Consider the following 22,482-nt stretch of genomic DNA (forward strand, 5'->3'; position numbering starts at 1 on the left):
AAATGAGCAAACTTGCCAAATTCGCCGAGGATAAAGGCGTCAAATACTTCATGGTCTCGTACACCGATCTGTTCGGCGGACAGCGCGCCAAGCTGGTGCCCGCAGCCGCCATCGCAGATATGGAAGAAGACGGCGCAGGCTTTGCCGGTTTCGCCACCTGGTTCGATATGACGCCCGCGCATCCCGACATGCTGGCCGTGCCGGACCCGGACGCGGTGATCCAGCTGCCGTGGAAACCCGATGTCGCCTGGGTGCCCGCCGATTGCGTGATGGAGGGCTCTCCGGTCGAACAAGCCCCGCGTAACGTATTGAAAAAGCTGGTCGCAGAGGCCGCCGAGGCCGGGTTGCGCGTCAAAACCGGGATCGAGGCTGAGTTCTTTTTGCTGACCCCTGAGGGCGACAAAATCTCGGACCCGTTCGATACCGCCGAGAAGCCCTGCTATGATCAGCAGGCCGTCATGCGCCGCTATGACGTGATCGCCGAGATTTGCGATTACATGCTGGATCTGGGCTGGGGCCCCTATCAGAACGACCACGAGGACGCCAACGGCCAGTTCGAAATGAACTGGGAATTTGACGACGCGCTGGTCACCGCTGATCGCCACTCGTTCTTCAAGTTCATGGTCAAATCCGTCGCCGAAAAACACGGGCTACGCGCCACCTTCATGCCTAAACCCGTTGAAGGTCTGACTGGCAATGGCTGCCATGCGCATATCTCGGTCTGGGATCTGGATGGCAAGACCAACGCCTTTGCTGGCGATGCTGGCGGTCAGATCGGCGAGGTCGGCCTGTCCCCTCAGGGCGGGTATTTCCTGGGCGGCATCATGAAGCACGCCGAGGCGCTGGCCGCGATCACCAACCCCACCGTCAACAGCTATAAGCGGATCAACGCGCCGCGCACCATGTCGGGTGCGACCTGGGCGCCCAACACCGTTACCTGGACCGGCAACAACCGCACGCATATGGTGCGCGTTCCCGGCCCCGGCCGGTTCGAGCTGCGCCTGCCTGATGGCGCCGTGAACCCCTATCTGCTGCAGGCTGTGATCATCGCGGCGGGCTTGTCGGGTATCGGCTCCAAGGCGGACCCCGGTCCGCGCTATGACATCGACATGTATGCCGAAGGCCACACGATCAAGGACGCCCCCAAGCTGCCGCTGAACATGCTGGACGCAATCCGCGCCTATGATGCGGATGCCGAGCTGAAGGCGAAACTGGGCGACAGTTTCTCGGCTTCGTTCGTGAAGATGAAGCACCAGGAATGGAATGCCTTCGTTTCGCATTTCTCGAAGTGGGAAAAGGACAATACGCTGGACATCTAAGCCACGTTCCTTTGCAACAGAAAGACCTGAACCATGCGTTTCTCTGGTTTTCGCGTCCTCAAAGAGGCGCTAAGCGGCCACGAGGGCTGGAAACCCCTGTGGCGTGATCCTGACCCGAAACCCGCCTATGACTACGTGATCGTGGGCGGAGGCGGACACGGGTTGGCCACGGCCTATTATCTGGCGACTGAATTCCGTCAGGCCCGGATCGCAGTTCTGGAAAAGGGCTGGCTTGGGTCCGGCAATATCGGTCGGAACACGACCATCATCCGCTCGAATTATTTGCTGCCGGGCAACCAGCCTTTCTATGAGTTCTCGATGAAGCTTTGGGAAGGCATGGAGCAGGCCTTCAACTTCAACGCCATGGTCAGCCAGCGCAGCATTCTGAACCTGTGCCACACGGACGGGCAGCGTGATGCCTTTCGTCGCCGGGGCAACGCAATGCTGCTTTCGGGTGCGGATGCCGAGCTGTTGGACGCCGCGCAAGTGCGCGACATGGCGCCGTTTTTGAACTTCGACAATGCACGGTTCCCGATCAAGGGCGGCCTGCTGCAACGCCGGGCGGGCACCGCACGCCATGATGGCGTCGCCTGGGGCTATGCCCGCGGGGCAGATATGGCCGGGGTAGACCTGATCCAGAATTGCGAGGTCACAGGCTTTCGCATTCAGAATGGCCGGGTCGAAGGGGTTGAAACCTCGCGCGGGTATATCGGCGCGAATAAGGTTGGCGTTGCCGTGGCGGGGTCCTCCAGCCGGGTGATGCAGATGGCCGGAATGCGCCTGCCGATCGAAAGTCATGCCTTGCAGGCGTTCGTTTCCGAGGGGCTGAAACCCACCATACCGGGCGTGATCACCTTTGGCGCCGGACACTTCTATGTCAGCCAGTCGGACAAGGGCGGGCTGGTCTTTGGCGGCGATCTGGACGGGTACAATTCCTATGCCCAACGCGGCAACCTGCCGGTGATCGAGGACGTGGCCGAGGGGGGAATGGCCCTGATGCCCATGATCGGCCGGGCCCGTCTGCTGCGCGCATGGGGCGGGGTGATGGATATGTCGATGGATGGGTCTCCGATCATTGACCGTACGCCTGTGGACGGTCTGTTTCTGAACGGAGGCTGGTGTTACGGCGGGTTCAAGGCCACGCCTGCCAGCGGGTTTGCCTTTGCGCATCTTCTGGCCAATGACGCGCCGCATCCCACGGCCGCTGCCTATCGCCTGAACCGGTTTGAAACCGGCCATATCATTGATGAAAAGGGCGTGGGTGCCACGCCGAACCTGCACTGAGGCCGCCATGCTGATCCCTCATCCCCTTCTTGGTTTGCGCGATGCGTCCGAGTTCACCTACTTGGGTGATGCTCGTCTGCTGGAACGTCCCGATGGCATGGCCCCGGACGCTGCGGCGCAGTTCCACGATTACGTCTATCTGCGCGATAACCCCGCCGGAGTTCACCGCGAATTGTGGTTCCACGAACAGGGCGACAGGTCCTGGCTTGTGGTGACCCGGGATACCACCACGCACGAAATCCTGGGCGCTGAACTGGCCCGCGACGTGGCGCTGAACCACAAAGGAGAGGCACAATGACCCGGCTGTCCGGCGGGCTGATTGATCGCTCGCAAACTTTGAACTTCACCTTCGATGGTAAGGATTTCACCGGTCATCCGGGCGATACGCTGGCCTCGGCCCTGCTGGCCAACGGGGTGCGTCTGATGGGGCGCAGTTTCAAGTATCACCGCCCGCGCGGCGTGTTTGCTGCCGGATCAGAAGAGCCAAACGCGATGGTCGAGCTGCGCAGTGGTGCGCGGCGCGAACCCAACACCCGCGCCACCATGATCGAGCTGTTCGACGGGCTTCAGGCTGACAGCCAGAACCGGCTTGGCCCGCTGAACCGTGATTTGCTGGCGGTGAACGATCTGTTCGCGCCGTTCTTTGCGGCCGGGTTCTACTACAAGACGTTCATGTGGCCCAAAGCGTTTTGGGAAAAGCTCTATGAGCCGATGATCCGCGCCGCCGCCGGTCTGGGCCGGTTGTCGATGGAGCCCGATCCGGACAGCTATGACCGGGGATATTTGCATTGCGATCTGTTTATCGTGGGCGGGGGCGCTGCTGGTTTGTCCGCCGCTCTGACGGCCGGGCGTGCGGGGGCACAAGTCATTCTGGCCGATGAAGATTTTCACCTTGGTGGGCGGCTGTTGTCGGAAACCCATCCGCTGAACGATGCCCCCGCAACCGATTGGATCGCACAGGTTCAGGCCGAGCTGGCCAGCTTGCCTAACGTCCGCATCCTGCGCCGCACCACGGTGTTCGGGGCCTTCGATCACGGGATCTATGGCGCGGTCGAGCGTGTCTCGGATCATTTGGCCGAGCCGGGCAATCAGGTGCGCCAGACATTGTGGCGCATCACCGCCAAGCGCACCGTCCTGGCCGCTGGCGCGACCGAGCGGCATATTCCCTTTGCCAACAACGACCGCCCCGGCATCATGCTTGCGGGGGCCGTGCGCGGCTTTGCCAATCGCCATGCCGCACTGGGCGCGGACAATGTAGTGGTGTTCACCAACAACGATGACGGCCACCGCACCGCGCTGGACCTGATGGCCAAAGGCGCCCGGATCAAGGCCGTCGTGGACGCCCGCGCAGACGCGCAGGCTTTGGGCGATTACCCGCTAGAGGCCGGAGCGGTCATCACGGACACCAAGGGCCGTCTGGGCCTGACCCGCGTGCAGATCAGCAACGGCGGCACCTCGCGCTGGGTCGAGGCGGGCACTCTGGCGGTGTCGGGCGGGTGGAACCCCAACGTCGCCCTGGCCTCGCATCACCGCGGCCGGCCAGTGTGGAACGAAACCCTCCAAGCTTTCCTGCCCAGTCGCGGCGCCATCCCCGGCATGCATGTCGCGGGTGCCGCAGCGGGGCAGGGGACGACCGGGGCCGCGCTGCGCTCGGGGTCAGAGATCGCGCGCACAGCCCTGGCCGAGCTGGACATCCTTGCCAAGGCCCCCGATCTGCCCGCAGCCGAAGACAATGCTGCGATTCCGGCGCCGATTTGGCACGTGCCTGGCAGGAAACGCGCCTGGGTGGATTTTCAGAACGACGTGACGGTTAAGGACATCAAGCTGGCCCACCAAGAGAACATGCGCCCGGTCGAGCATTTGAAACGCTGGACCACGCTGGGCATGGCCACCGATCAGGGCAAAACTGCCAATGTCACTGCTTTGGCCGTGATGGCCGAGTTGACGGGCAAATCCATTCCCGAAACGGGCTCTACGATCTTTCGCCCGCCATATACTGGCGTGTCCCTGTCGGTGCTGGGTGGGGGCGACACCGGTGCGAATTTCCGCCCCCGTCGCCTGACGCCCACCCATTACTGGGCCAAGGACCAAGGCGCGGTTTTCACCGAGGTCGGCCAATGGATGCGGGCGCAGTATTTTCCGCAGCCGGGCGAAACCCACTGGCGTCAATCTGTTGATCGCGAGGTGCTGGCCACCCGTTCAGGCGTGGGTCTGTGCGACGTGACCACGCTGGGCAAGGTGGACGTGCAGGGCGCCGATGCAGGCGAGTTCATCAACCGTCTTTATTGTAACGGTTTCAAAACCCTGAAGGTCGGCATGGTTCGCTATGGTCTGATGTTGCGCGAGGACGGGTTCGCCAAGGACGACGGCACCTGCGCACGGCTGGGTCAGGATCACTATGTCGTCACGACTACCACCGCGCAGGCCGGGCCGGTTTACCGCCATATGGAGTTCGCCCGTCAATGCCTGTGGCCCGAGCTGGACGTGCAGCTGATCTCGACCACCGATGCCTGGGCGCAGATCTCGGTTGCTGGGCCGAACGCGCGTCAGTTGCTGCAACGGATCGTGGATGATCGCGATATCTCGAACGAGGCGTTCCCCTTCATGGCCTGCGCTGAACTGACGGTCTGCAATGGGCTGCGCGCGCGGTTGTTCCGCATCTCGTTCTCGGGCGAGCTGGCCTATGAAATCGCGGTGCCTGCGCGTTATGGCGGCGCACTGATGGCGCGGATGCTGGAGGTCGGCGCTGATCTGGGCGCGACCCCCTATGGCACCGAGACGCTGAGCGTGTTGCGGATCGAAAAGGGTCACGCGGCCGGCAACGAACTGAACGGCCAGACCACCGCGCAAATGCTGGGCATGGGGCGGATGGTATCGTCGAAAAAGGACAGCATCGGAGCGGTCATGTCGCGCCGTGCGGGTTTGCAGCAGGACGCGCGTGTGCTGGTCGGCTTGCAGGCGCTGAATGGCGATGATCCGGTGATTGCAGGGGCGCACCTGTTCACCGAAGGGGACGATCAGAAAACCGAAACCGACCAGGGTTGGATCACCTCGGCCTGCTATTCGCCTCATATCGGTGCAGGTATCGGTCTGGGCTATTTGGAGCGCGGAGAAGCGCGCGAGGGCGAGGTCATCGTCGCCGCCAACCCATTGGAAAACAAAACTTTCCGACTGCGGGTCGTATCCCCGCATTTCGTGGACCCGGACGGAGGGCGCTTGCGTGACTGATCTGATCCCCATCACGGCCTTGGGCCAATCCGCGCCAGAAAACGCCCGATTTGGCGATCTGGAACTGCGGGAAAACTCTCAGCTGGGGCTAGCTTCGCTGGCGTTGCGGCGCGGCGCGGCTGAACCATCGCCATTCGGAATTACACTGCCCCAGACGGGTGGCTGGACTGCCAATGATACGGCCGGCGCATTCTGGACCGGCCCGCAACAATGGATGATCACGCTTGAAGGTCGCGCTGACGACGGGTTCCTGCCCGATCTGGCAGCCCAGACCCCAGCTTGCTCGGTCACCGAACAGACAGACGGCTGGGTCGCGTTCGACATCACCGCACCTGACCTGACCCCGTTCCTGGAAAGGCTGGTGAATGTCGATCTGGGTGCATTCGGCCCGGGCTCTGCCACGCGCACCGTGATCGAACATATGGGCGTTTATTTGATCCATAGCGCTGCAGGGCAAGGCAGGATATTGGGAATGCGATCTTCGGCCCGCAGCCTGTGGCACGCTTTGACCACGACCGCGGCCCGACTGACGAAGGAGACACAGACATGACCGCAACCATCATAGACGGCAAGGCCTTTGCGGCCGATGTTCGGGGGCGAGTTGCAGAACACGTGGCGCGCCTGAAGGAAGAACAAGGGCTGACACCCGGCCTGGCGGTGGTGCTGGTCGGGCAGGATCCGGCGTCTCAGGTCTATGTCCGGTCCAAGGGCAAAATGACCGTCGAGGTCGGCATGAATTCGTACGAACACAAGCTGCCCGCTGACACACCAGAGGCCGATTTGCTTAGCCTTATCAGTCAGTTGAATGATGATCCCGCTGTGCATGGCATCCTGGTGCAGCTGCCGCTGCCCGACCACCTGAACGAGGATCTGGTGATCAACGCCATCGACCCGGCCAAGGATGTGGACGGGTTTCATATCTCAAACGTAGGGCTGTTGGGCACCGGACAGAAAAGCATGGTGCCCTGCACGCCGCTGGGCTGTCTGATGATGCTGCGTGACCATCACGGAAGCCTGTCGGGCATGAACGCGGTGGTGATCGGGCGCAGCAATATCGTGGGCAAACCGATGGCGCAGCTGCTGCTGGGCGACAGCTGCACGGTGACCATCGCCCATAGCCGGACGCAGGATCTGCCGGGCGTGGTGCGCCGCGCCGACATCGTTGTGGCGGCCGTGGGCCGGCCGCAAATGGTGCCGGGTGACTGGATCAAACCGGGCGCTACCGTGATTGACGTGGGCATCAACCGCATCGACGCCCCGGAAAAGGGCGAGGGCAAAACCCGGCTTGTTGGCGACGTGGATTTCGACAGCTGCGCGGCCGTGGCGGGCGCGATCACTCCGGTTCCCGGAGGCGTCGGCCCCATGACCATCGCCTGTCTGCTGGCCAACACGCTGACCGCCTGCTGCCGCGCCAATGGCCTTACAGAACCCGAGGGCCTGACCGCCTGACAGAACCCGAAAACCGAATTTCAAACTTACACCGGACCTCAGAGCCGGGACCCAACCTTGCAACCTGATGGGAGCGAAACATGAGCATTTATACCCTGACCGTCACCTGCCAATCCCAACGCGGGATCGTGGCTGCGATTGCCAACTATATGGCCGACAACGGCTGTAACATCACTGACAGTTCGCAATATGACGACCCTGAAACCGGCATGTTCTTCATGCGCGTCAGCTTTGCGTCCGAAAAGGGCGCGGGGCTGGACGATCTGCAGTCGGGCTTTGCCGAAACGGCTGCCGCGTTGGACATGACCTACAGCTTCCATGACGACAGCGAAAAGATGAAAGTCGTGATCATGGTCAGCCGTTTTGGCCACTGCCTGAACGACCTTCTGTACCGCGTCCGCATTGGCGCGCTGCCGGTCGATATCGTGGCTGTGATCAGCAATCACATGGATTATCAAAAGGTTGTGGTGAATTCGGACATTCCGTTCCACTGCATCAAGGTGACCAAGGAAAACAAACCCCAGGCCGAGGCCGCGATCATGCAAGTGGTCGAGGACGCAGGCGCAGACCTGATCGTTCTGGCGCGCTATATGCAGATTCTCAGCGACGAGATGTGCCAGAAAATGAGCGGCAAGATCATCAATATTCACCACTCGTTCCTGCCCAGCTTCAAGGGGGCGAACCCCTATAAACAGGCGTATGAGCGTGGGGTGAAACTTATCGGGGCGACCTCGCATTACGTGACCGCGGATCTGGACGAAGGCCCGATCATCGAACAAGACATCGTGCGCGTTACCCATGCTCAATCGGCCAGCGATTACGTGTCTTTGGGCCGCGACGTCGAAAGCCAGGTCCTGGCCCGGGCCATTCACGCCCATGCCAATCACCGCGTGTTCCTGAACGGCAACAAAACGGTGGTCTTTCCGGCCTCGCCCGGCAGTTATTCGTCGGAACGGATGGGATAAGCCACATTCCAAACGGGGCATCTGGAAACCCCCGCTGGTTTCGCGCTATTCTTTGACCGGGCGCGCCGTGCGCCCGTGTCAGAGAATGCCCATCCAGTGACCGTTTCCAGCCGCCGTCCCGCTCATCAGCCCACAGACGCCCCCGCCGTTGGGGCTACGGTGCAATATGTCATCGACACGCTTAGCAGCCGGATCGTGGCGCAGGAATATGGGTTGGATGAACGCTTGCCGTCTGAGCGGCAATTGGCGCAGGATCTGGGGGTCGCGCGCAACACAGTGCGCGAGGCTTTGGACCAGTTGGAAGATCGCGAAATGATCCGGCGCAGGGCGGGATCGGGGTCTTTCGTTACCTATGATCCCAGCGGCTCCACCTCGTCGGCCGCGCCGGTGGCCGCCGATACCGGTCCGCTGCAATTGCAGGTGGTTCGTGGCATTCTGGAACCCGAGATGGTCCGCCTGGCCATCATCTCGATGCCGCCCCGCCAGATCGAGGCCCTGGGCGAAACCCTGTCCAAGATGGAGGCCGTGCAAGCCGATATTTCAGCCTTTGTTCGGCTCGAGGAAGACTTCCACCGGCAACTGGCCGAGGGCACCGGGAATCCGTTGCTGATCGCCTGCTACAATCTGGTGATCGATGCGCGCCGGCAGGCTTTTCGCGCGGCCATGTATCGCCGTCACCTGACGCCCACGCGGATCGCAGCTTATCAACGCAGCTATAACGCCCTGTTCAACGCCATCGCCGCGCGCGATATCGAAGAGGCGACCGAGTTCATGAAGCTGGCTCTGGTCGAAGATCAGAAGCTGTTGCTGCAAGAGGACTAGGCGCCAGCCGCTGGTGCCACATCTGGCCCAATGCCTCCATTTGAGTTTTCAGCAGGTCCTCGTGGCGCGACAGCCAGTCGATGACGGAACCAAACTCGACAATCCGCGCGCGACCATCCTTGATCGTGACGACCGGCCAGTCCCCGACCAGCGCGTTGTCGATCCCGAAGACCTCTTTGCCCCACCACTGGGCCATCCCGAACGCATGAGGCATCTGCTGCGCGCGTTTCATCGCGGCCAGAACCGACACCGGTTCGGTCGTTTCGGCGGTTTCCACTGCGTTATGCCACAGGTCCAGGATCGAGGCATATTCCCAGCTGACCGCCGTCCACAGGCCCGGAAACCGGTCGTTGTAGGTCTCGAAAAACGCTTTGGGCCGGCGAAAGAAAAACGCCGTGTCCGCCAGTTCAGGATCGTCAAAATCGGGGAACTGGAAGGTAAAGCGTGACATGAACTCGCCCGAGGTGCGTGCGATCATGTTTTGATAGTTGTCGGCCGTACAGGCCAATATCTGGCCCGTGAAGCCCTGATCAAAGGCCGCTTTGGTCAGAGCCTGCATCATCGGCGGCGCCGAGGAGCACCAGCACAGGACATCGGGATTCTCGGCCAGCAGCGCGGCCACGATTCCCTCGGCGTCGGTGTTGTCGGGGGCATAGCGCAGCTCTTTGACCACGTTCCGTCCTGCCGCCTGAAACGCCGCACGATAGACGGCCAATGAGGGCAGGCCCAGGCTGTCACTTTGGCTGCACATGGCGATTTTGCGGGCTTGGGGCTGCGTGCGGGCCAGATACTCCACCCCGGTGACGTTGAACAACGGATGCACCTCGGCAGGGGCGATCAGATAGGGCGTGTCCGGTGACAGATCCGAAGGCAGCAGGGTCGCCACCAGTGCACGTCGCTGCATCAAAAAGGGCAGGGCCGGCGCAAAACTGTCACCGCCCAGCGTCAGAAACAACCGCACCTGCTGGTGATCCAACATGTCCCGTGCAGCATCCAAAGTGGCTTGCGGATCGCGCGCACTGTCATGAGCCACGATCTCGATCCGGTGGCGACGCCCGGCGACCATCAGCCCCCCACGCCCATTCAGCCAATCGGCCCAAATACGGCAGCCTTCAAGGCCCGGACGGCCCCAGTCTGCCTCGGGACCCGACAGGGGGGTAAGGAAGCCAATTCGGATTGGTGCCTGATTCTGAACCCGCATCCGGGGCATTGAACCAGTTACCGCCAGGCGCTGTGCGAAGGAACTGTTGCTCATATTTTCATCTATATCGCCTTATTTGTTAGGATGGCAGGGTCAAAAATTAGGAAATATTTATTCCTGACAAGAAAAACCATTGACCGCCCCAGTATCGATTCCCTGTTATTGGTTCATGAAAAGGAACCAGTTGGACCAATTGGTTCATACCGATAACTAGGAGAACTGAAGATGGTGAAACGCGTTGCGGTCATTGGTGCTGGCCCCTCTGGCCTGGCCCAATTGCGAGCCTTTCAATCCGCTGCCCAGAAGGGCGCGGACATCCCCGAGATCGTCTGTTTCGAGAAGCAATCGGACTGGGGCGGTCTGTGGAATTACACCTGGCGCACGGGCGTCGATGAAAACGGCGAACCTGTGCATTGTTCGATGTATCGCTACCTGTGGACCAACGGGCCCAAGGAAGGTCTGGAATTCGCCGACTATTCCTTCGAAGAGCATTTCGGCAAGCAGATCGCATCCTACCCGCCGCGCGCCGTGATGGTGGACTATATCGAAGGCCGCGTGAACAAGGCCGGCGTGCGTGAATGGATCCGGTTCTCCAGCGTGATCCGCTGGGTTGAGTACGACCCCGCGGCGGGCGATTTCACCGTCACCGTTCACGACATGGTCAAGGACGAGGTTTACAAGGAGCGCTTTGACCACGTGATCTGCGCCTCGGGCCATTTCTCGTCGCCCAACGTGCCTGAATATCCCGGTTTCGAACAGTTCAACGGCCGGATCGTGCACGCCCATGATTTCCGCGACGCACGTGAGTTCGAAGGCAAAGACGTGCTGCTGGTGGGCTCGTCCTACTCGGCCGAAGACATCGGCTCGCAATGCTGGAAATACGGCGCCAAGACCGTGACTACCTCGTATCGCTCGGCACCGATGGGCTTCAAATGGCCGGACAACTGGGAAGAAAAGCCCGCGCTGGAAAAACTGGACGGCAAGACCGCTTATTTCGCGGATGGCACCACCAAGGACATCGACGCGGTGATCCTGTGCACCGGCTACAAGCACTATTTCCCGTTCCTGCCCGACGATCTGCGCCTGAAAACCGCCAACCGTCTGGCCACGGCGGACCTGTATAAGGGCGTGGTCTATGTCCACAATCCCAAGATGTTCTACTTGGGCATGCAGGATCAGTGGTTCACCTTCAACATGTTCGACGCCCAGGCCTGGTATGTCCGCGACATCATCATGGGCCGTATTGAAGTGCCCGCCGACAAGCAGGTGCTGATGGCAGATGTGTCCGAACGCGAGACCCGCGAAGAGGCCAGCGATGACGTCAAATATGCCATCAAGTATCAGGGTGCATACGTCAAAGAGCTGATTGCCGACACGGATTACCCCAGCTTTGATGTGGACGGGGCCTGCGAGGCGTTCTTTGAATGGAAGGCCCATAAGGCCGAAGACATCATGGCCTTCCGCAACCACAGCTACAAGTCGGTCATCACCGGGACCATGGCGCCTGTGCACCACACCCCGTGGAAGGACGCGCTGGACGACTCGCTGGAAGCCTACCTGCAGAATTGATCCTCCTCGACTTGGGGGGCGGTGCGCCGTCCCCCGGTTTTCTGCTTTTTCAAGGACAGAAGATGCCTCTGGAATCCTCACTTGCCCTGTTTCGCCCCGGCGCGCCCAGCCCCACCCGGTCCCGCCGGGCGGCGGCCTATGGTCTGGCCCGCAATCAAGAGCGTTACTCGGTGCCCGGTGCGGGCATCATCGTGGTGCAGATCGCGCCCGGCGATCGGATCGAGTTGATCAACGACGAAGGTGGTCAGCGATGCGAGTTGTTGGCTGCGCACCCGGACGGGCGCGTGGATTGCGGGCTTTTGGGCTGGCAGGCGGATTGCGCGGCCGACGGGTTGCAGGCGGCCCTGACACCCAGGCTGCGTCAGCAACTGGCGACCCGTGGGGTAAAATTGGACGGCGCGCGGGCCATTGGCCTGTTCGGCCCGTCCAGTCGCGCGGGCGAGGCGGTGTTCTTTACCGTGCAAGGCGCTGGCTGGGCCGTGATCTCGGCCCCCGGCGCGCCAATGGATTTCGAACGGCAAGACACGGCGACCCCTCTAAGCGTGCTTATCACCCGCGCGACCCCGCGCGAGGTGGGCCAGTACGCCTTGCCAGATCCATTGGCTGACCCGGTGTTGGATCTGCGGGTGAAATCTGCCACGGCGCAGGCCTATCGCGTAAAAGCCGGAGACTATATCCAGGTGCTGGACGTTGATGGGCGCCAATGCACCGATTTTCAGTGTTTTGACGCGCGCAAACTGGACAAGGGCATCGCTAACCCGCTGGATGTGACCACCACGCGCACTATTCAGGGCCATGCCTACCCGATGCCGGGCCTGCATGCGAAATACTTCGATCAGGATTTCACCCCGCTGGTCGAGGTTATTCAGGACACGTGCGGGCGGCACGACGCCTTTGCCATGGCCTGTGCGGCGAAATACTACGACGATCTGGGGTATCCCGGTCACGCCAATTGCAGTGACAACTTCAACGCCGCGCTGGCCGAGCATGGCGTGCCTGCGCGCGCGGGCTGGATGGCGGCGAACTTCTTCTTCAACACCGGGATCGACGAGCACGGCGTGATGTACGCCGATGAACCCTGGTCCCGGCCCGGCGACTATGTGCTGCTGCGCGCGATGACCGAACTGGTCTGCGTCAGCTCGGCCTGTCCCGATGACACCTCGGCTGCCAATGGCTGGCACCTTTCCGACATTCACGTGCGCACCTATGACGGCGCCGAGCGGTTCCAACGCGCGGCAGCCTGGCGTGCCACCCCAGACGCAGAGCCCGTAATGACCCGTCAAAGCGCCTTTCATACCAAATTCGCCGAACTGACCCGCGATTTCGTGGAATACAAAGGGTTCTGGTTGCCCAATTCCTTTCCTGAATGCGACCCGGTCGAAAGCTACTGGGCCTGCCGTCAGGACGTGATCGCCTGCGATCTGTCCGCCCTGCGCAAGTTCGAGGTCACCGGCCCCGATGCCGAGGCGCTGATGAACTGGGTGCTGACGCGCAACGTTTCCAAGCTGGGGCATGGTCAGGTGGTTTATTCTGCCATGTGCTATCCGCATGGGGGCATGATTGATGACGGCACCCTGTTCCGTCTGGGTGATCAGAATTTCCGCTGGATCGGCGGCAGCGACGAAGGCGGCGCCTGGATGCGCGAAGAGGCCGAGCGCCTGGGCCTGAACGTGATGATCCGCTCGTCCACCGATCAGCAGCATAACCTGGCCGTTCAGGGCCCCAAATCGCGCGAGCTGGTGGATCAGATCATCTGGACCCCGCCGCATCAACCCGCCGTGGCCGATCTGGGCTGGTTCCGCTTTACCGTGGGCCGTCTGGGCGGGCCCGAAGGCGCGCCGGTCGTGCTGTCGCGCACCGGGTACACTGGCGAGCTGGGATACGAGATTTTCTGCCATCCCAAGGACGGCGCGGCCGTGTTCGATGCCGTGTTTGCCGCCGGTGAGCCGATGGGGATCAAACCCATGGGGCTGGCCGGGCTGGATCTGGTACGGATCGAGGCCGGGCTGGTCTTCGCCGGCTACGACTTTGACGATCAGACCGACCCCTGGGAGGCCGGCATCGGGTTCACCGTGCCGATCAAATCCAAAACCGCTGATTTTGTCGGGCGTGACGCGTTGCAACGGCGCAAGGACACTCCGTCCCGTAAATTCGTGGGGCTGGAGATCGAGGGCCAGACCGTCCCCGTTCATGGCGATTGTCTGCGGATCGGACGCGCGCAGGTGGGTCAGATCTGTTCGGCCATGCGCTCACCCGGTTTGAACAAGGTAATCGCTTTGGCGCGGGTCGATGTGGCCCATGCCGAAGAGGGAACGGCCCTGGAGGTGGGCCAGCTGGACGGGCATCTGAAACGCTTGTCCGCCCGGATTTCACCCTTCCCTCATTACGACCCGAAAAAGGAACGTCCGCGGTCCTGACGGGCCGCGACGGGAGGCAACAACAAAAGGCGGGAAACGCCAAATTTTAACCCAACAAGGAGTCAAGACGTGGAACAGGAGCTTGCAAATCTGGCGGCGACAGTCGCTGAACTCAAGGCAAAGGCGGCCGGCACCGGTACGACCTTTTCCGAAACTTTCTACTATTTAACCATCCCCCTCATGGTGCTGATCCATGCGGGATTTCTGGCCTACGAAATGGGTGCCTCGCGATCGAAAAACGCGCTGGCCTCGGGGATCAAAAACATCCTGGCCTTCGCCATGATTATCCCGTTTTTCTACTATGTGGGCTGGTGGATCTATTGGGCCTTCCCCACGGGTCTGAGCCTGTCCGAAGGCGCCATGGGTATTTCCGGTCTGGCCTATGCCAATGACGTAGCCTTGCCCAGCAGCCAATACATGGGCCCCAACCTGGATGACCGCGCCTCGGGCGTGTTCTGGGGCGCGTTCGTGCTTTTCGCGGCCACCACCGCATCCATCATGTCGGGCGGTGTGATCGAGCGGATCAAGCTGACCGGCTTTATCGTTCTGGCCGTCATTCTGGGCTCGTTCGTCTGGATCCTGGCAGGCGCCTGGGGCTGGCATGCCGATGGCTGGCTGGTCACAAAGTTCGGCTATCATGACTTCGGCGCCGCGGGCGTTGTCCACATGATCGCGGGCTTCTTTACCTTGGGTGTTTTGATCAACCTTGGGCCAAGGATCGGCAAGTTCAACGCCGATGGCAGCGCCAACCAGATCGCTGGCCATTCGATGCCGATGACCCTGATTGGCCTGATGCTGATCATCGCCGGATTCTGGGGCTTCCTGATGGGGTGCGTCATCGTTCCGGGCGAAGCCTGGAGCTGGTCCGCCACAATGGAGAACACCATCTACGGTACGCCCATGACCATCTCGGGCATGACCTTCAACACCCTGATGGGCTTTGCCGGTGGCATCATTGGCGCCTGGATGGTTACCCGCGATCCGTTCTGGATGATGTCGGGCGCACTGGGTGGGATCATCTCCTGTGCCGCGGGTCTGGACCTGTGGTACCCGCCCATGGCCTTTGCCATCGGTTTCCTGGGCGCCGTGATGATGCCCTTCGTCGCCTCGCTGGTTGAAAAAGCCGGGATCGACGATGCGGTTGGCGCCTTTGCGGTGCACGGTTTCCTGGGCATGTGGGGCCTGATCGCTGTGGGCATCGCCGCTCAGGGCTATCCCGCGATGTTTGGCGAAGACGTCATCACCATCTCGTTCGTCGGCCAGCTGGTTGGCGCCATCGTGATGGGCTTGCTGGGATTTGTTCCCGGCTACCTCGTGTCGCTTCTGCTGAAAGTCACCGGCCAGCTGCGTGTGCCTGCCGAGGCCGAAATCCTGGGTCTGGACAAGGCCAAAGTGCCTGCCTCGGCCTATCCCGAAGCCCTGCATCCCAGCGTTTCACCCGCTGAGTAACATACTGAAAAAGAAAGGAATACCAAATGGAAGCCCCTTTTGAAGCAAGTACATGGGACGGGATCACCGGCGCGGTTTACACCGGGTACGGCAGCGCTGAATGGCTGTGGATCCTTGTGTCGCTGGCCCTGGTGATTGCGGCCGTCGTCGGCGGGTGGAAACACGAAAAACACGCCTACGACGCTGTGTCCAAAGACAGCTAAGCCAACCGGCGTGGGCGGCTCGTCCCGCCCACGCCTCCCAAGACATCCAAAGAAACGCGAAGGAAACGCAATGACCGCATCATGGAGATTTTCGGCACTGGCCGACCGGCACCGGGCCATGGGCTCGGATCTTGAAGACTGGAGCGGCATGGGCACCGCGTGGTCCTATGACAAGGACCAGACCGAGGAATACCTGGCCATCCGCACCAAGGCCGGCATCATGGACGTGTCGGGCCTGAAAAAAGTCCACATCATCGGCCCGCATGCCAGCCATGTCATCGACCGCGCCACCACGCGGAATATCGAAAAACTGAAACCCGGCCGCTCGACCTATGCCTGCATGCTGAATGACGCGGGCAAGTTCGTAGATGACTGCGTGATTTATCGCATGGGGCCGCACAGCTTTATGGTCGTTCATGGCTCGGGCGCGGGGCATGAACAACTGACAATGGCCGCGACCGGGCGCAACGTCACCATCCTGTTCGACGATGATTTGCACGATATCTCGCTGCAGGGACCGCTGGCCGTGGACTACTTGGAAAAGCACGTTCCGGGCATTCGCGACGTGGTCTATTTCAGCCATATCCAGACAACGCTGTTTGGCAAGCCCGTGATGATCTCGCGCACTGGTTATACCGGCGAGCGTGGATACGAGATTTTCTGCCGCCGTCAGGACGTTGTGGAAATTTGGGATCAGATCGTGGCCGAGGGCGCCGAGATGGGTATCTTGCCCACCCGCTTTACCACGCTGGATCTGCTGCGGGCCGAAAGCTATCTTCTGTTCTTCCCCTATGACAACTCGGAAATGTATCCGTTCGAAGACGAGGCCTGCGGCGATACCCTGTGGGAGCTGGGCCTGGATTTCACCGTCTCGCCCGGCAAAACCGGGTTCCGCGGTGCCGAAGAACATTACCGCCTGAAGGGCAAGGAACGCTTTAAGATTTACGGCGTCAAACTTGAGGGCACCGAACCCGCCGCCGAGGGCGCGCCGCTGTTGAAAGACGGCGTTCAGGTCGGTGTCGTGACCGTGGGCATGTATTCCCCGCTGAACGAACACAACGTCGGGATCGCCCGGATGCCGGTGGATTGCGCGGTCGAAGGCACCGCCCTGACCGTCCAGAATCCGGACGGCGAGATCGCGGCCATCGCCCATCCCATGCCGTTCTACGACGTGGACAAGCTGCGCCGTACGGCCAAGGGTTGACCCCTTACCCCTGGCCAAACACGGGCGAGGCAGGTGCTTGCCTCGCCCCACCACCCCCCAAAAAAACCGACAGGGCAAGACAGGGAAGCGATATGAAAAGAACCGAATTCTCACCCTCGATCATTAGCCGCCCGGTCTATGCCGAGCTGCAATCCCACGGCGCCACGCCCGCCATCATGCTGGCCGAAGGCCCCGGCGCCGAGGCTTTGATTGACCTTGCGGGCCGCGATGCCTCGGTCATGGATAAGGCGCATGTAATCTATGTGCCCGCGGGCTGCGATCACGGGCCCACGCTGCAGGAATTGCAGCCCAAGTTCTTTCATCAGGCGCCCAGCCTGGCCGCCGCACAGGAACGTCTGACCAAGGCGCTAAGCGACGCGCAGATGGGCACGCAGCTGTATCTGGCAGGCACCGAAGGTTTGATCGGGCGGGCCAGCGCGCTGGCGACCTCTTTGGGATTCCCAGCAGGGGCCATTCAGGCCGAGCATCGCGGATCCATCGCCCGGCCCATGCAATGCGTGCATTGCAAAGGCATCACCGAAAACGTCATCACGGACCCGTTCACCTGCTCTCATTGTGGGCTGACGCTGTTCGTGCGCGATCACTTTTCCCGCCGTCTGGGCGTGTTTCAGGGCGTCTGTGTGGATGCCGAAACCCCCGGCGTTGTTCCCGCAACAGAGGAGATTCAACCATGATCACTCAAATGCTGCGTGTTGCTGCGGTTGACCAGCTGACCCCGCTTGTCACCCGGTTCCGGTTCGAAGACCCCGAGGGCAAATCTCTGCCGCTGTTTTCTGGCGGCGCGCATGTGGTGGTGGAAATGCCCGATGGCAACACCCTGCGCCGAAACGCCTATTCCCTGATTTCCGACCCGCTGGACGGGTCGGGCTATGAAATCGCTGTACGGCGCGAAGACGGTGGGCGCGGCGGGTCCAAATTCATGCACACGCAGGTGGCTGCCGGCGACGTGATGCGCGTGTCGACCCCGTTGAACCTGTTCGCGCTGGACCTGCGAGCGCGCAAACATGTGCTGATCGCAGGAGGCATCGGGATTACGCCCTTTATCGCGCAGCTGAAACAGATCCTGCGCCTTCAAATCCCGTTCGAGCTGCACTATGCCGCGCGCTCGCGCGCCGAGGCCGCAGGCCTGACGATGCTGCCCGATCTGCCGCAGATCAACGTACATATCTCGGACGAGGGGAACCGGATGGATCTGGGCGCAATCCTGTCGGGGCAACCCGTTGGCACCCATGTCTATACCTGCGGCCCCGAAGGCTTGATCGCTGCCGTTGATGAAACCGCCGCGCGGCTGAAGTGGCCGGGGGATATGCTGCACTCCGAGGCTTTCCTGGCTCCACCCCCCGGTCAGCCCTTTGATGTGACCATCGCCAGCACTGGCCAGACCATCACCGTTGGCCCGCATGAAAGCCTGCTTGAGGCGTTGGAGCGCGCAGAGATCGACATCGATTGGTCCTGCCGTGGTGGTGCCTGCGGGCGCTGCGAAACCGGGGTGAAATCCTGCCATGGCCGCATCGAACATCACGATCACTGGCTGGAAGACACCGAGAAATCCGCCCAACAGAAAATCATGCCCTGCGTTTCCCGCTTTGTCGGGCAAGAGCTGATCCTTGACAGATAAGAGGCCCAGATGACCCTGCAATTCAACGACGAAACCTTTCGCGACGATTACACTTATCACAACACGCCCGCCGCCGTGGCGCGGTTCCCGTTCCCGTTTGATCGCGATGATTACATGTACTCGGTCAACATGGAGCCTCATGCCGGCGGCCCCGGCGGTACACCGTTTGACGTGCGCTTTGACGTGGATGAACACTATGTCAGCGAGATGCGAGACCGCGAGATTACCCTGACCGAGGACCCGCTGCGTTGTCAGACCTTGCCGCATATGGACCTGGCGGGCTGGGACTTGCTGGAACTGATCATGACCTGCAAGGCCGAGGATTATCCCGATCTGTTCGAGCTGCACAAAGACGGGGATCGCTGGCACTGGATCAACAAGCCGCTGGGCATTGATCAGCGGTTTACCTTTCTGGACCCGACCACGCTGCCCTGTGGTCCGCTGGAGTATATCACCCGGCAGGCACAAGGCGATTTCGCGGTGCTGGATCAACGCGACGGAAACCTGTGGCTGGACGCGGGGATGGTGACCTCTCAGGCCGACTGGAGCCTTGATTTCGACATCGGTATGAACTTTTTCGAATGGCACGCGCCGGTGCCCAAGGCGCACGAAATGGGTGTGTTCCAACGTGCGCTGAAATTCCTGCTGGCGATGCAACAGGGTAAGCCGATGCGACGGCTGAACTGGACGATGACGGTGAACCCGCGCCTGGATACCAGCCCGGAAAACTATCACAAATGGGGGCCGGAGAAGCGGACGGTGACGCCCGCAAACGTCGGCCAGAAACAATACCTGCGGGTCGAGTTGCAGACCTTCTGGCGCTTGCCACGCTCGAACGCGCTGGCGTTTCCGATCCGCTGCTACCTGATCTCGCTTGAGGATCTGGTCAGTGTGCCGAAATGGGCGCGCCGCTTCCACCGGGTGATCCGTGACCTGCCCGACGAGCTGGCCGAGTATAAGGGCTTTGACGTCAACCGGCCCATGATCATCGACTATCTGTCCGGCTTTGATGACGGGGCTGAGACCTCCAAGGGTATCTATCCTGATGCGGACGGAAAATAGCAGACCAGCGGGTGGCGTCAGCCCTTGCGGGCCCAGGCGCCATCGGGCACCTCGTCCAGTGCTGTGCGCCAGGCATCGGTCGGGGCAACTGGCTTGGCTGCCATGTCCAGTGCGGCCTGGGCAAAACGGTCCATATGCGCGCGTCTGTCCAATTCATCCGAGCGCGGGACACCATGGGCAATGTAGGGTTCTTCAACCTCGAAGCCCATATACTCCAGTGTCAGGCGTTGCATTGGCATCAAAAGCGGGCCGATGGGGCCATAGACCCCTTCGGCCGAGAACCGCTGGGGTGTGCCCCCTGTGGTAACGCTCAGCATGGCGCGTCGGCCCTTAAACAGGCCGGTGTCAAAACGGCGCCCGTCCACATAGGCAAACCCATAGGCAAGCACCCGGTCGGCCCAGCCCTTCATTAGCGCTGGAGGACCGCCCCACCACATCGGAAATTGCAGGATAATATTGTCGGCCGCGGCCACAAGCGCCTGCTGCCGGGCGACGTCATCGGCAAAACTGCCCAGACGGGCGGCGTTTGCTTGTTCGGCCTGGATGTGGAAGCGCGTGGTGCCTTCCATCGGGGTCATGTCGTGTGGCCCCAAATCGGCGCGGAACCCTTGGGCAGCCAAATCCGAGATTGTCACATCATGCCCCGCATCGCGCAGGGCATCCGCGGCCGCATGGGCCATCGCGTGGTTGAACGAGGCCGCATCGGGATGCGCGACCACGATCAAAATGGTACGTTTTTCAGTCATGTATCCGTCCTGCCTTAGAAAACCGAGCGTGGGATGAACAGTGTCAGCTGCGGGATCAGTGCGATCAGAGCCAGAACGCCCAGGCAGATGGCAACAAGGGGCAGGGCCTCGCGGATCACACGCGTGACCGGCTCGCCCGAGATGGCCGAGGCTATGAACAGCAGTATCCCCACCGGTGGCGTCGCCATGCCGATCACCACGTTCAGCACCACGACCGTGCCGAAATGCACCGGGTCCATTCCGATCAGCGCCTGCATCTTCAGCAGAATCGGCATGGTCAGGATCAGGATCGAAATCGGCTCGAGGAACATGCCCAGGATCAGCAGGAAGATATTGAGCAGCAGCAAGATCATCAAAGGTTCGTCCGTGATCGACAGCATCAGATCGGCGATGCGCGTGGGGACTTGCTCCAGCGTGAAGACAAAGCTGACGATGCTGGCCATCGAGGTGATGAACAGGATCGAGGATGAAACCAAAGCGGTGGCAATCAGCGCCTTCCAGACCCGCTCGGCCGTTAGGTCACGATAGATAAAACCGATCAGCAGGGCATAGGCCACGGCCACGGCGGCGGCTTCGGTTGGGGTGAAGATGCCGGCCTTGATGCCGACCAGAATGATCAGCGGCAGGATCAGCGCGGGCAGGGTGCGCCGCGTGGCGGTCAGCCGTTCACGGGCGTTCATCTTGGGCGTCACCGGGAAACCTTCGCGTTTTGCGCGCCAGGTGCCATAGGTCAGCAGGCCGGTGGCAATGGCGATCCCCGGCACGACGCCCGCCAGGAACAGCTGCCCAATCGAGGCACCGGACAGCACGCCATAGATGATCATGGTGATCGAGGGCGGAATGATCGGCCCCATGACCGAGCTGACGGCGATCAGCGCGGCAGCATAGGCGGGGGGCATCCCCTGCCGCGACATGGTGGGGATCAGGATAGTGCCAAGCGCCGAAGCCTCGGCGGTGGCGCTGCCCGAAATTCCGGCAAAGAACCCCGACGACAGGATCGAGACCGAAGACATGCCGCCACGGCGGTGGCCAACCATGGCGCGGGCGAAATTGACGATGCGGTCGGTCACGCCGCCCACGTTCATCAGCGACCCTGCCAGCAAGAACAACGGGATCGTCAGCAGCACAAACTGGTCGATCCCCGCGATCATCCGCTGCGGCAGCATCGGTGCCATCATCGCGTTGTCAGACAGGTACAGATAGGCCGTGCCGCCCAAACCCAGCGCCAACGCGATCGGGATGCCGCTGGCCAGAAGCAGCGCGAATAAGGTGAAAAAGCTTCCCATCAGGCTTCGGGCCCCTCGTCATTTTGGAACAGGCGGAACGGGGTTATTTCCCCTTGGCCCAGGAATTGCGGACGGAATCTTATGACAACATCGGCCACCACGTGCACGGCCATTAGCAAAAGGCCCACGGTGACGGCATAGTAGACATATTTGATGGACATCCCCAGCGGCCGATCAAAAAGCGATTCCCAGATGAAATCCACTGCCGGAATGGTCTGGCGGTCAAAGCGCGAGGCATAGTCAGCGCCGTGCATCGCCATGACCCACAGAAAAAGCAGGATCGGAACGGCCATCACGGCGCGCAGTACCCATTCGCCGCGGGCGTTCAACATGTCCGGCACAAAATCAAGCGAGACAAAATCACCCCGGCTGTAGGCGACACCCAGAACCAGAAAAGTTTGCCAGATCAACAGGTAACGGCACAGCTCTTCTGCCCAGATCAGGCTGTCTCCCAGTACATAGCGGGCAAAGACCTGCACCACCATGATGACGGTGATCAGCGCCATGCTCAGCCCCGCTCCGATGCGGATCACGGCCAGATAGGCGCGGGCCAGCGGGGTAAGGATCGAGGTTAGAGGCATGGGGTCTCCTGTCGTGAAATCCCCCCGCCCGCGCGGGCGAGGGGACATGTTGCAAGCG

The 22,482-nt window shown here is 61.4% G+C and carries 20 protein-coding genes; 16 read left to right on the top strand and 4 right to left on the bottom strand.

What is annotated here, in order from left to right; genetic code table 11:
* Window positions 1–2: 2 nt before the first annotated feature.
* From glnT to ACOQOQ_RS09630, 8 genes are all read left to right on the top strand, one after another.
* The gene (gene glnT, locus ACOQOQ_RS09595; protein ID WP_420566774.1) at window positions 3–1,319 is read left to right on the top strand and encodes a type III glutamate--ammonia ligase; all 1,317 of its coding nucleotides are present in this window, start codon (window positions 3–5) and stop codon (window positions 1,317–1,319) included.
* A gap of 33 nt (window positions 1,320–1,352) precedes the next feature.
* On the top strand, window positions 1,353–2,603 hold the full coding sequence (locus ACOQOQ_RS09600) for a sarcosine oxidase subunit beta family protein (RefSeq protein ID WP_420566775.1): 1,251 nt from the start codon (window positions 1,353–1,355) through the stop codon (window positions 2,601–2,603).
* A 7-nt stretch (window positions 2,604–2,610) separates the two neighbouring features.
* On the top strand, window positions 2,611–2,901 hold the full coding sequence (locus ACOQOQ_RS09605; RefSeq protein WP_420566776.1) for a sarcosine oxidase subunit delta: 291 nt from the start codon (window positions 2,611–2,613) through the stop codon (window positions 2,899–2,901).
* Window positions 2,898–5,831, top strand: coding sequence for a sarcosine oxidase subunit alpha family protein (locus ACOQOQ_RS09610; RefSeq protein ID WP_420566777.1), 2,934 nt, complete (start codon window positions 2,898–2,900; stop codon window positions 5,829–5,831). The genes ACOQOQ_RS09605 and ACOQOQ_RS09610 overlap by 4 nt, the downstream gene beginning before the upstream one ends.
* Window positions 5,824–6,381: a sarcosine oxidase subunit gamma gene (locus tag ACOQOQ_RS09615; RefSeq protein WP_420566778.1), complete on the top strand. Its 558-nt coding sequence runs from the start codon at window positions 5,824–5,826 to the stop codon at window positions 6,379–6,381. Before ACOQOQ_RS09610 ends, ACOQOQ_RS09615 begins: the two co-directional genes overlap by 8 nt.
* Window positions 6,378–7,280: a bifunctional methylenetetrahydrofolate dehydrogenase/methenyltetrahydrofolate cyclohydrolase FolD gene (gene folD / locus ACOQOQ_RS09620; RefSeq protein ID WP_420566779.1), complete on the top strand. Its 903-nt coding sequence runs from the start codon at window positions 6,378–6,380 to the stop codon at window positions 7,278–7,280. Before ACOQOQ_RS09615 ends, folD begins: the two co-directional genes overlap by 4 nt.
* Window positions 7,281–7,360: 80 nt before the next feature.
* Window positions 7,361–8,245 (top strand): formyltetrahydrofolate deformylase, encoded by an 885-nt coding sequence (gene purU, locus ACOQOQ_RS09625; RefSeq protein ID WP_420566780.1) that lies wholly within the window; start codon window positions 7,361–7,363, stop codon window positions 8,243–8,245.
* 96 nt (window positions 8,246–8,341) lie between these two features.
* Window positions 8,342–9,067 (top strand): FadR/GntR family transcriptional regulator, encoded by a 726-nt coding sequence (locus ACOQOQ_RS09630; RefSeq protein ID WP_420566781.1) that lies wholly within the window; start codon window positions 8,342–8,344, stop codon window positions 9,065–9,067.
* Here the strand turns inward: ACOQOQ_RS09630 and ACOQOQ_RS09635 are convergent.
* Complete coding sequence (locus ACOQOQ_RS09635) at window positions 9,015–10,322, bottom strand: ABC transporter substrate-binding protein (RefSeq protein ID WP_420566782.1); 1,308 nt, start codon at window positions 10,320–10,322, stop codon at window positions 9,015–9,017. The genes ACOQOQ_RS09630 and ACOQOQ_RS09635 overlap by 53 nt on opposite strands.
* Window positions 10,323–10,493: 171 nt before the next feature.
* On the opposite strand from ACOQOQ_RS09635, the gene ACOQOQ_RS09640 reads away from it, so the two are divergent.
* From ACOQOQ_RS09640 to ACOQOQ_RS09675, 8 genes are all read left to right on the top strand, one after another.
* Entirely contained in the window at window positions 10,494–11,837 is a 1,344-nt protein-coding gene (locus ACOQOQ_RS09640; protein WP_420566783.1) for an NAD(P)-binding domain-containing protein, read from the top strand.
* A 62-nt stretch (window positions 11,838–11,899) separates the two neighbouring features.
* Window positions 11,900–14,254 carry a DUF1989 domain-containing protein gene (locus ACOQOQ_RS09645; protein WP_420566784.1) on the top strand — a complete coding sequence of 785 codons (2,355 nt, stop codon included), beginning with the start codon at window positions 11,900–11,902 and terminating at the stop codon, window positions 14,252–14,254.
* 69 nt (window positions 14,255–14,323) lie between these two features.
* Complete coding sequence (locus ACOQOQ_RS09650; RefSeq protein ID WP_420566785.1) at window positions 14,324–15,703, top strand: ammonium transporter; 1,380 nt, start codon at window positions 14,324–14,326, stop codon at window positions 15,701–15,703.
* A 26-nt stretch (window positions 15,704–15,729) separates the two neighbouring features.
* Window positions 15,730–15,906 carry a hypothetical protein gene (locus ACOQOQ_RS09655; RefSeq protein WP_420566786.1) on the top strand — a complete coding sequence of 59 codons (177 nt, stop codon included), beginning with the start codon at window positions 15,730–15,732 and terminating at the stop codon, window positions 15,904–15,906.
* Between the two features lie 70 nt (window positions 15,907–15,976).
* Window positions 15,977–17,110 (top strand): aminomethyltransferase family protein, encoded by a 1,134-nt coding sequence (locus tag ACOQOQ_RS09660; protein ID WP_420566787.1) that lies wholly within the window; start codon window positions 15,977–15,979, stop codon window positions 17,108–17,110.
* 92 nt (window positions 17,111–17,202) lie between these two features.
* On the top strand, window positions 17,203–17,805 hold the full coding sequence (locus ACOQOQ_RS09665; RefSeq protein WP_420566788.1) for a dimethylamine monooxygenase subunit DmmA family protein: 603 nt from the start codon (window positions 17,203–17,205) through the stop codon (window positions 17,803–17,805).
* Window positions 17,802–18,749, top strand: a complete 948-nt coding sequence (locus ACOQOQ_RS09670) for a PDR/VanB family oxidoreductase (RefSeq protein WP_420566789.1) — start codon at window positions 17,802–17,804, stop codon at window positions 18,747–18,749. The genes ACOQOQ_RS09665 and ACOQOQ_RS09670 overlap by 4 nt, the downstream gene beginning before the upstream one ends.
* Window positions 18,750–18,758: 9 nt before the next feature.
* Window positions 18,759–19,811, top strand: a complete 1,053-nt coding sequence (locus ACOQOQ_RS09675) for a heme-dependent oxidative N-demethylase family protein (protein WP_420566790.1) — start codon at window positions 18,759–18,761, stop codon at window positions 19,809–19,811.
* Between the two features lie 17 nt (window positions 19,812–19,828).
* On the opposite strand, the gene ACOQOQ_RS09680 is transcribed toward ACOQOQ_RS09675, so the two are convergent.
* The 3 genes from ACOQOQ_RS09680 to ACOQOQ_RS09690 are packed head-to-tail and all read right to left on the bottom strand — an operon-like array spanning window position 19,829 to window position 22,424.
* Window positions 19,829–20,557, bottom strand: a complete 729-nt coding sequence (locus ACOQOQ_RS09680; protein WP_420566791.1) for an NAD(P)H-dependent oxidoreductase — start codon at window positions 20,555–20,557, stop codon at window positions 19,829–19,831.
* A gap of 14 nt (window positions 20,558–20,571) precedes the next feature.
* Window positions 20,572–21,843, bottom strand: a complete 1,272-nt coding sequence (locus ACOQOQ_RS09685) for a TRAP transporter large permease (RefSeq protein ID WP_420566792.1) — start codon at window positions 21,841–21,843, stop codon at window positions 20,572–20,574.
* Window positions 21,843–22,424, bottom strand: coding sequence for a TRAP transporter small permease (locus ACOQOQ_RS09690; RefSeq protein WP_420566793.1), 582 nt, complete (start codon window positions 22,422–22,424; stop codon window positions 21,843–21,845). The genes ACOQOQ_RS09685 and ACOQOQ_RS09690 overlap by 1 nt, the downstream gene beginning before the upstream one ends.
* Between the last annotated feature and the right edge of the window lie 58 nt (window positions 22,425–22,482).

The organism is Thalassovita sp. (genome assembly GCF_965218685.1).
Taxonomy (GTDB): Bacteria; Pseudomonadota; Alphaproteobacteria; order Rhodobacterales; family Rhodobacteraceae; genus Thalassobius.

Bases quoted from the DNA above. Each gene is read 5' to 3' on its own strand.
- glnT (WP_420566774.1), top strand. From the start codon at position 3: ATGAGCAAACTTGCCAAATTCGCCGAGGATAAAGGCGTCAAATACTTC.
- ACOQOQ_RS09600 (WP_420566775.1), top strand. From the start codon at position 1,353: ATGCGTTTCTCTGGTTTTCGCGTCCTCAAAGAGGCGCTAAGCGGCCAC.
- ACOQOQ_RS09605 (WP_420566776.1), top strand. From the start codon at position 2,611: ATGCTGATCCCTCATCCCCTTCTTGGTTTGCGCGATGCGTCCGAGTTC.
- ACOQOQ_RS09610 (WP_420566777.1), top strand. From the start codon at position 2,898: ATGACCCGGCTGTCCGGCGGGCTGATTGATCGCTCGCAAACTTTGAAC.
- folD (WP_420566779.1), top strand. From the start codon at position 6,378: ATGACCGCAACCATCATAGACGGCAAGGCCTTTGCGGCCGATGTTCGG.
- purU (WP_420566780.1), top strand. From the start codon at position 7,361: ATGAGCATTTATACCCTGACCGTCACCTGCCAATCCCAACGCGGGATC.
- ACOQOQ_RS09635 (WP_420566782.1), bottom strand. From the start codon at position 10,322: ATGAGCAACAGTTCCTTCGCACAGCGCCTGGCGGTAACTGGTTCAATG.
- ACOQOQ_RS09640 (WP_420566783.1), top strand. From the start codon at position 10,494: ATGGTGAAACGCGTTGCGGTCATTGGTGCTGGCCCCTCTGGCCTGGCC.
- ACOQOQ_RS09645 (WP_420566784.1), top strand. From the start codon at position 11,900: ATGCCTCTGGAATCCTCACTTGCCCTGTTTCGCCCCGGCGCGCCCAGC.
- ACOQOQ_RS09655 (WP_420566786.1), top strand. From the start codon at position 15,730: ATGGAAGCCCCTTTTGAAGCAAGTACATGGGACGGGATCACCGGCGCG.
- ACOQOQ_RS09660 (WP_420566787.1), top strand. From the start codon at position 15,977: ATGACCGCATCATGGAGATTTTCGGCACTGGCCGACCGGCACCGGGCC.
- ACOQOQ_RS09665 (WP_420566788.1), top strand. From the start codon at position 17,203: ATGAAAAGAACCGAATTCTCACCCTCGATCATTAGCCGCCCGGTCTAT.
- ACOQOQ_RS09670 (WP_420566789.1), top strand. From the start codon at position 17,802: ATGATCACTCAAATGCTGCGTGTTGCTGCGGTTGACCAGCTGACCCCG.
- ACOQOQ_RS09675 (WP_420566790.1), top strand. From the start codon at position 18,759: ATGACCCTGCAATTCAACGACGAAACCTTTCGCGACGATTACACTTAT.
- ACOQOQ_RS09680 (WP_420566791.1), bottom strand. From the start codon at position 20,557: ATGACTGAAAAACGTACCATTTTGATCGTGGTCGCGCATCCCGATGCG.
- ACOQOQ_RS09685 (WP_420566792.1), bottom strand. From the start codon at position 21,843: ATGGGAAGCTTTTTCACCTTATTCGCGCTGCTTCTGGCCAGCGGCATC.
- ACOQOQ_RS09690 (WP_420566793.1), bottom strand. From the start codon at position 22,424: ATGCCTCTAACCTCGATCCTTACCCCGCTGGCCCGCGCCTATCTGGCC.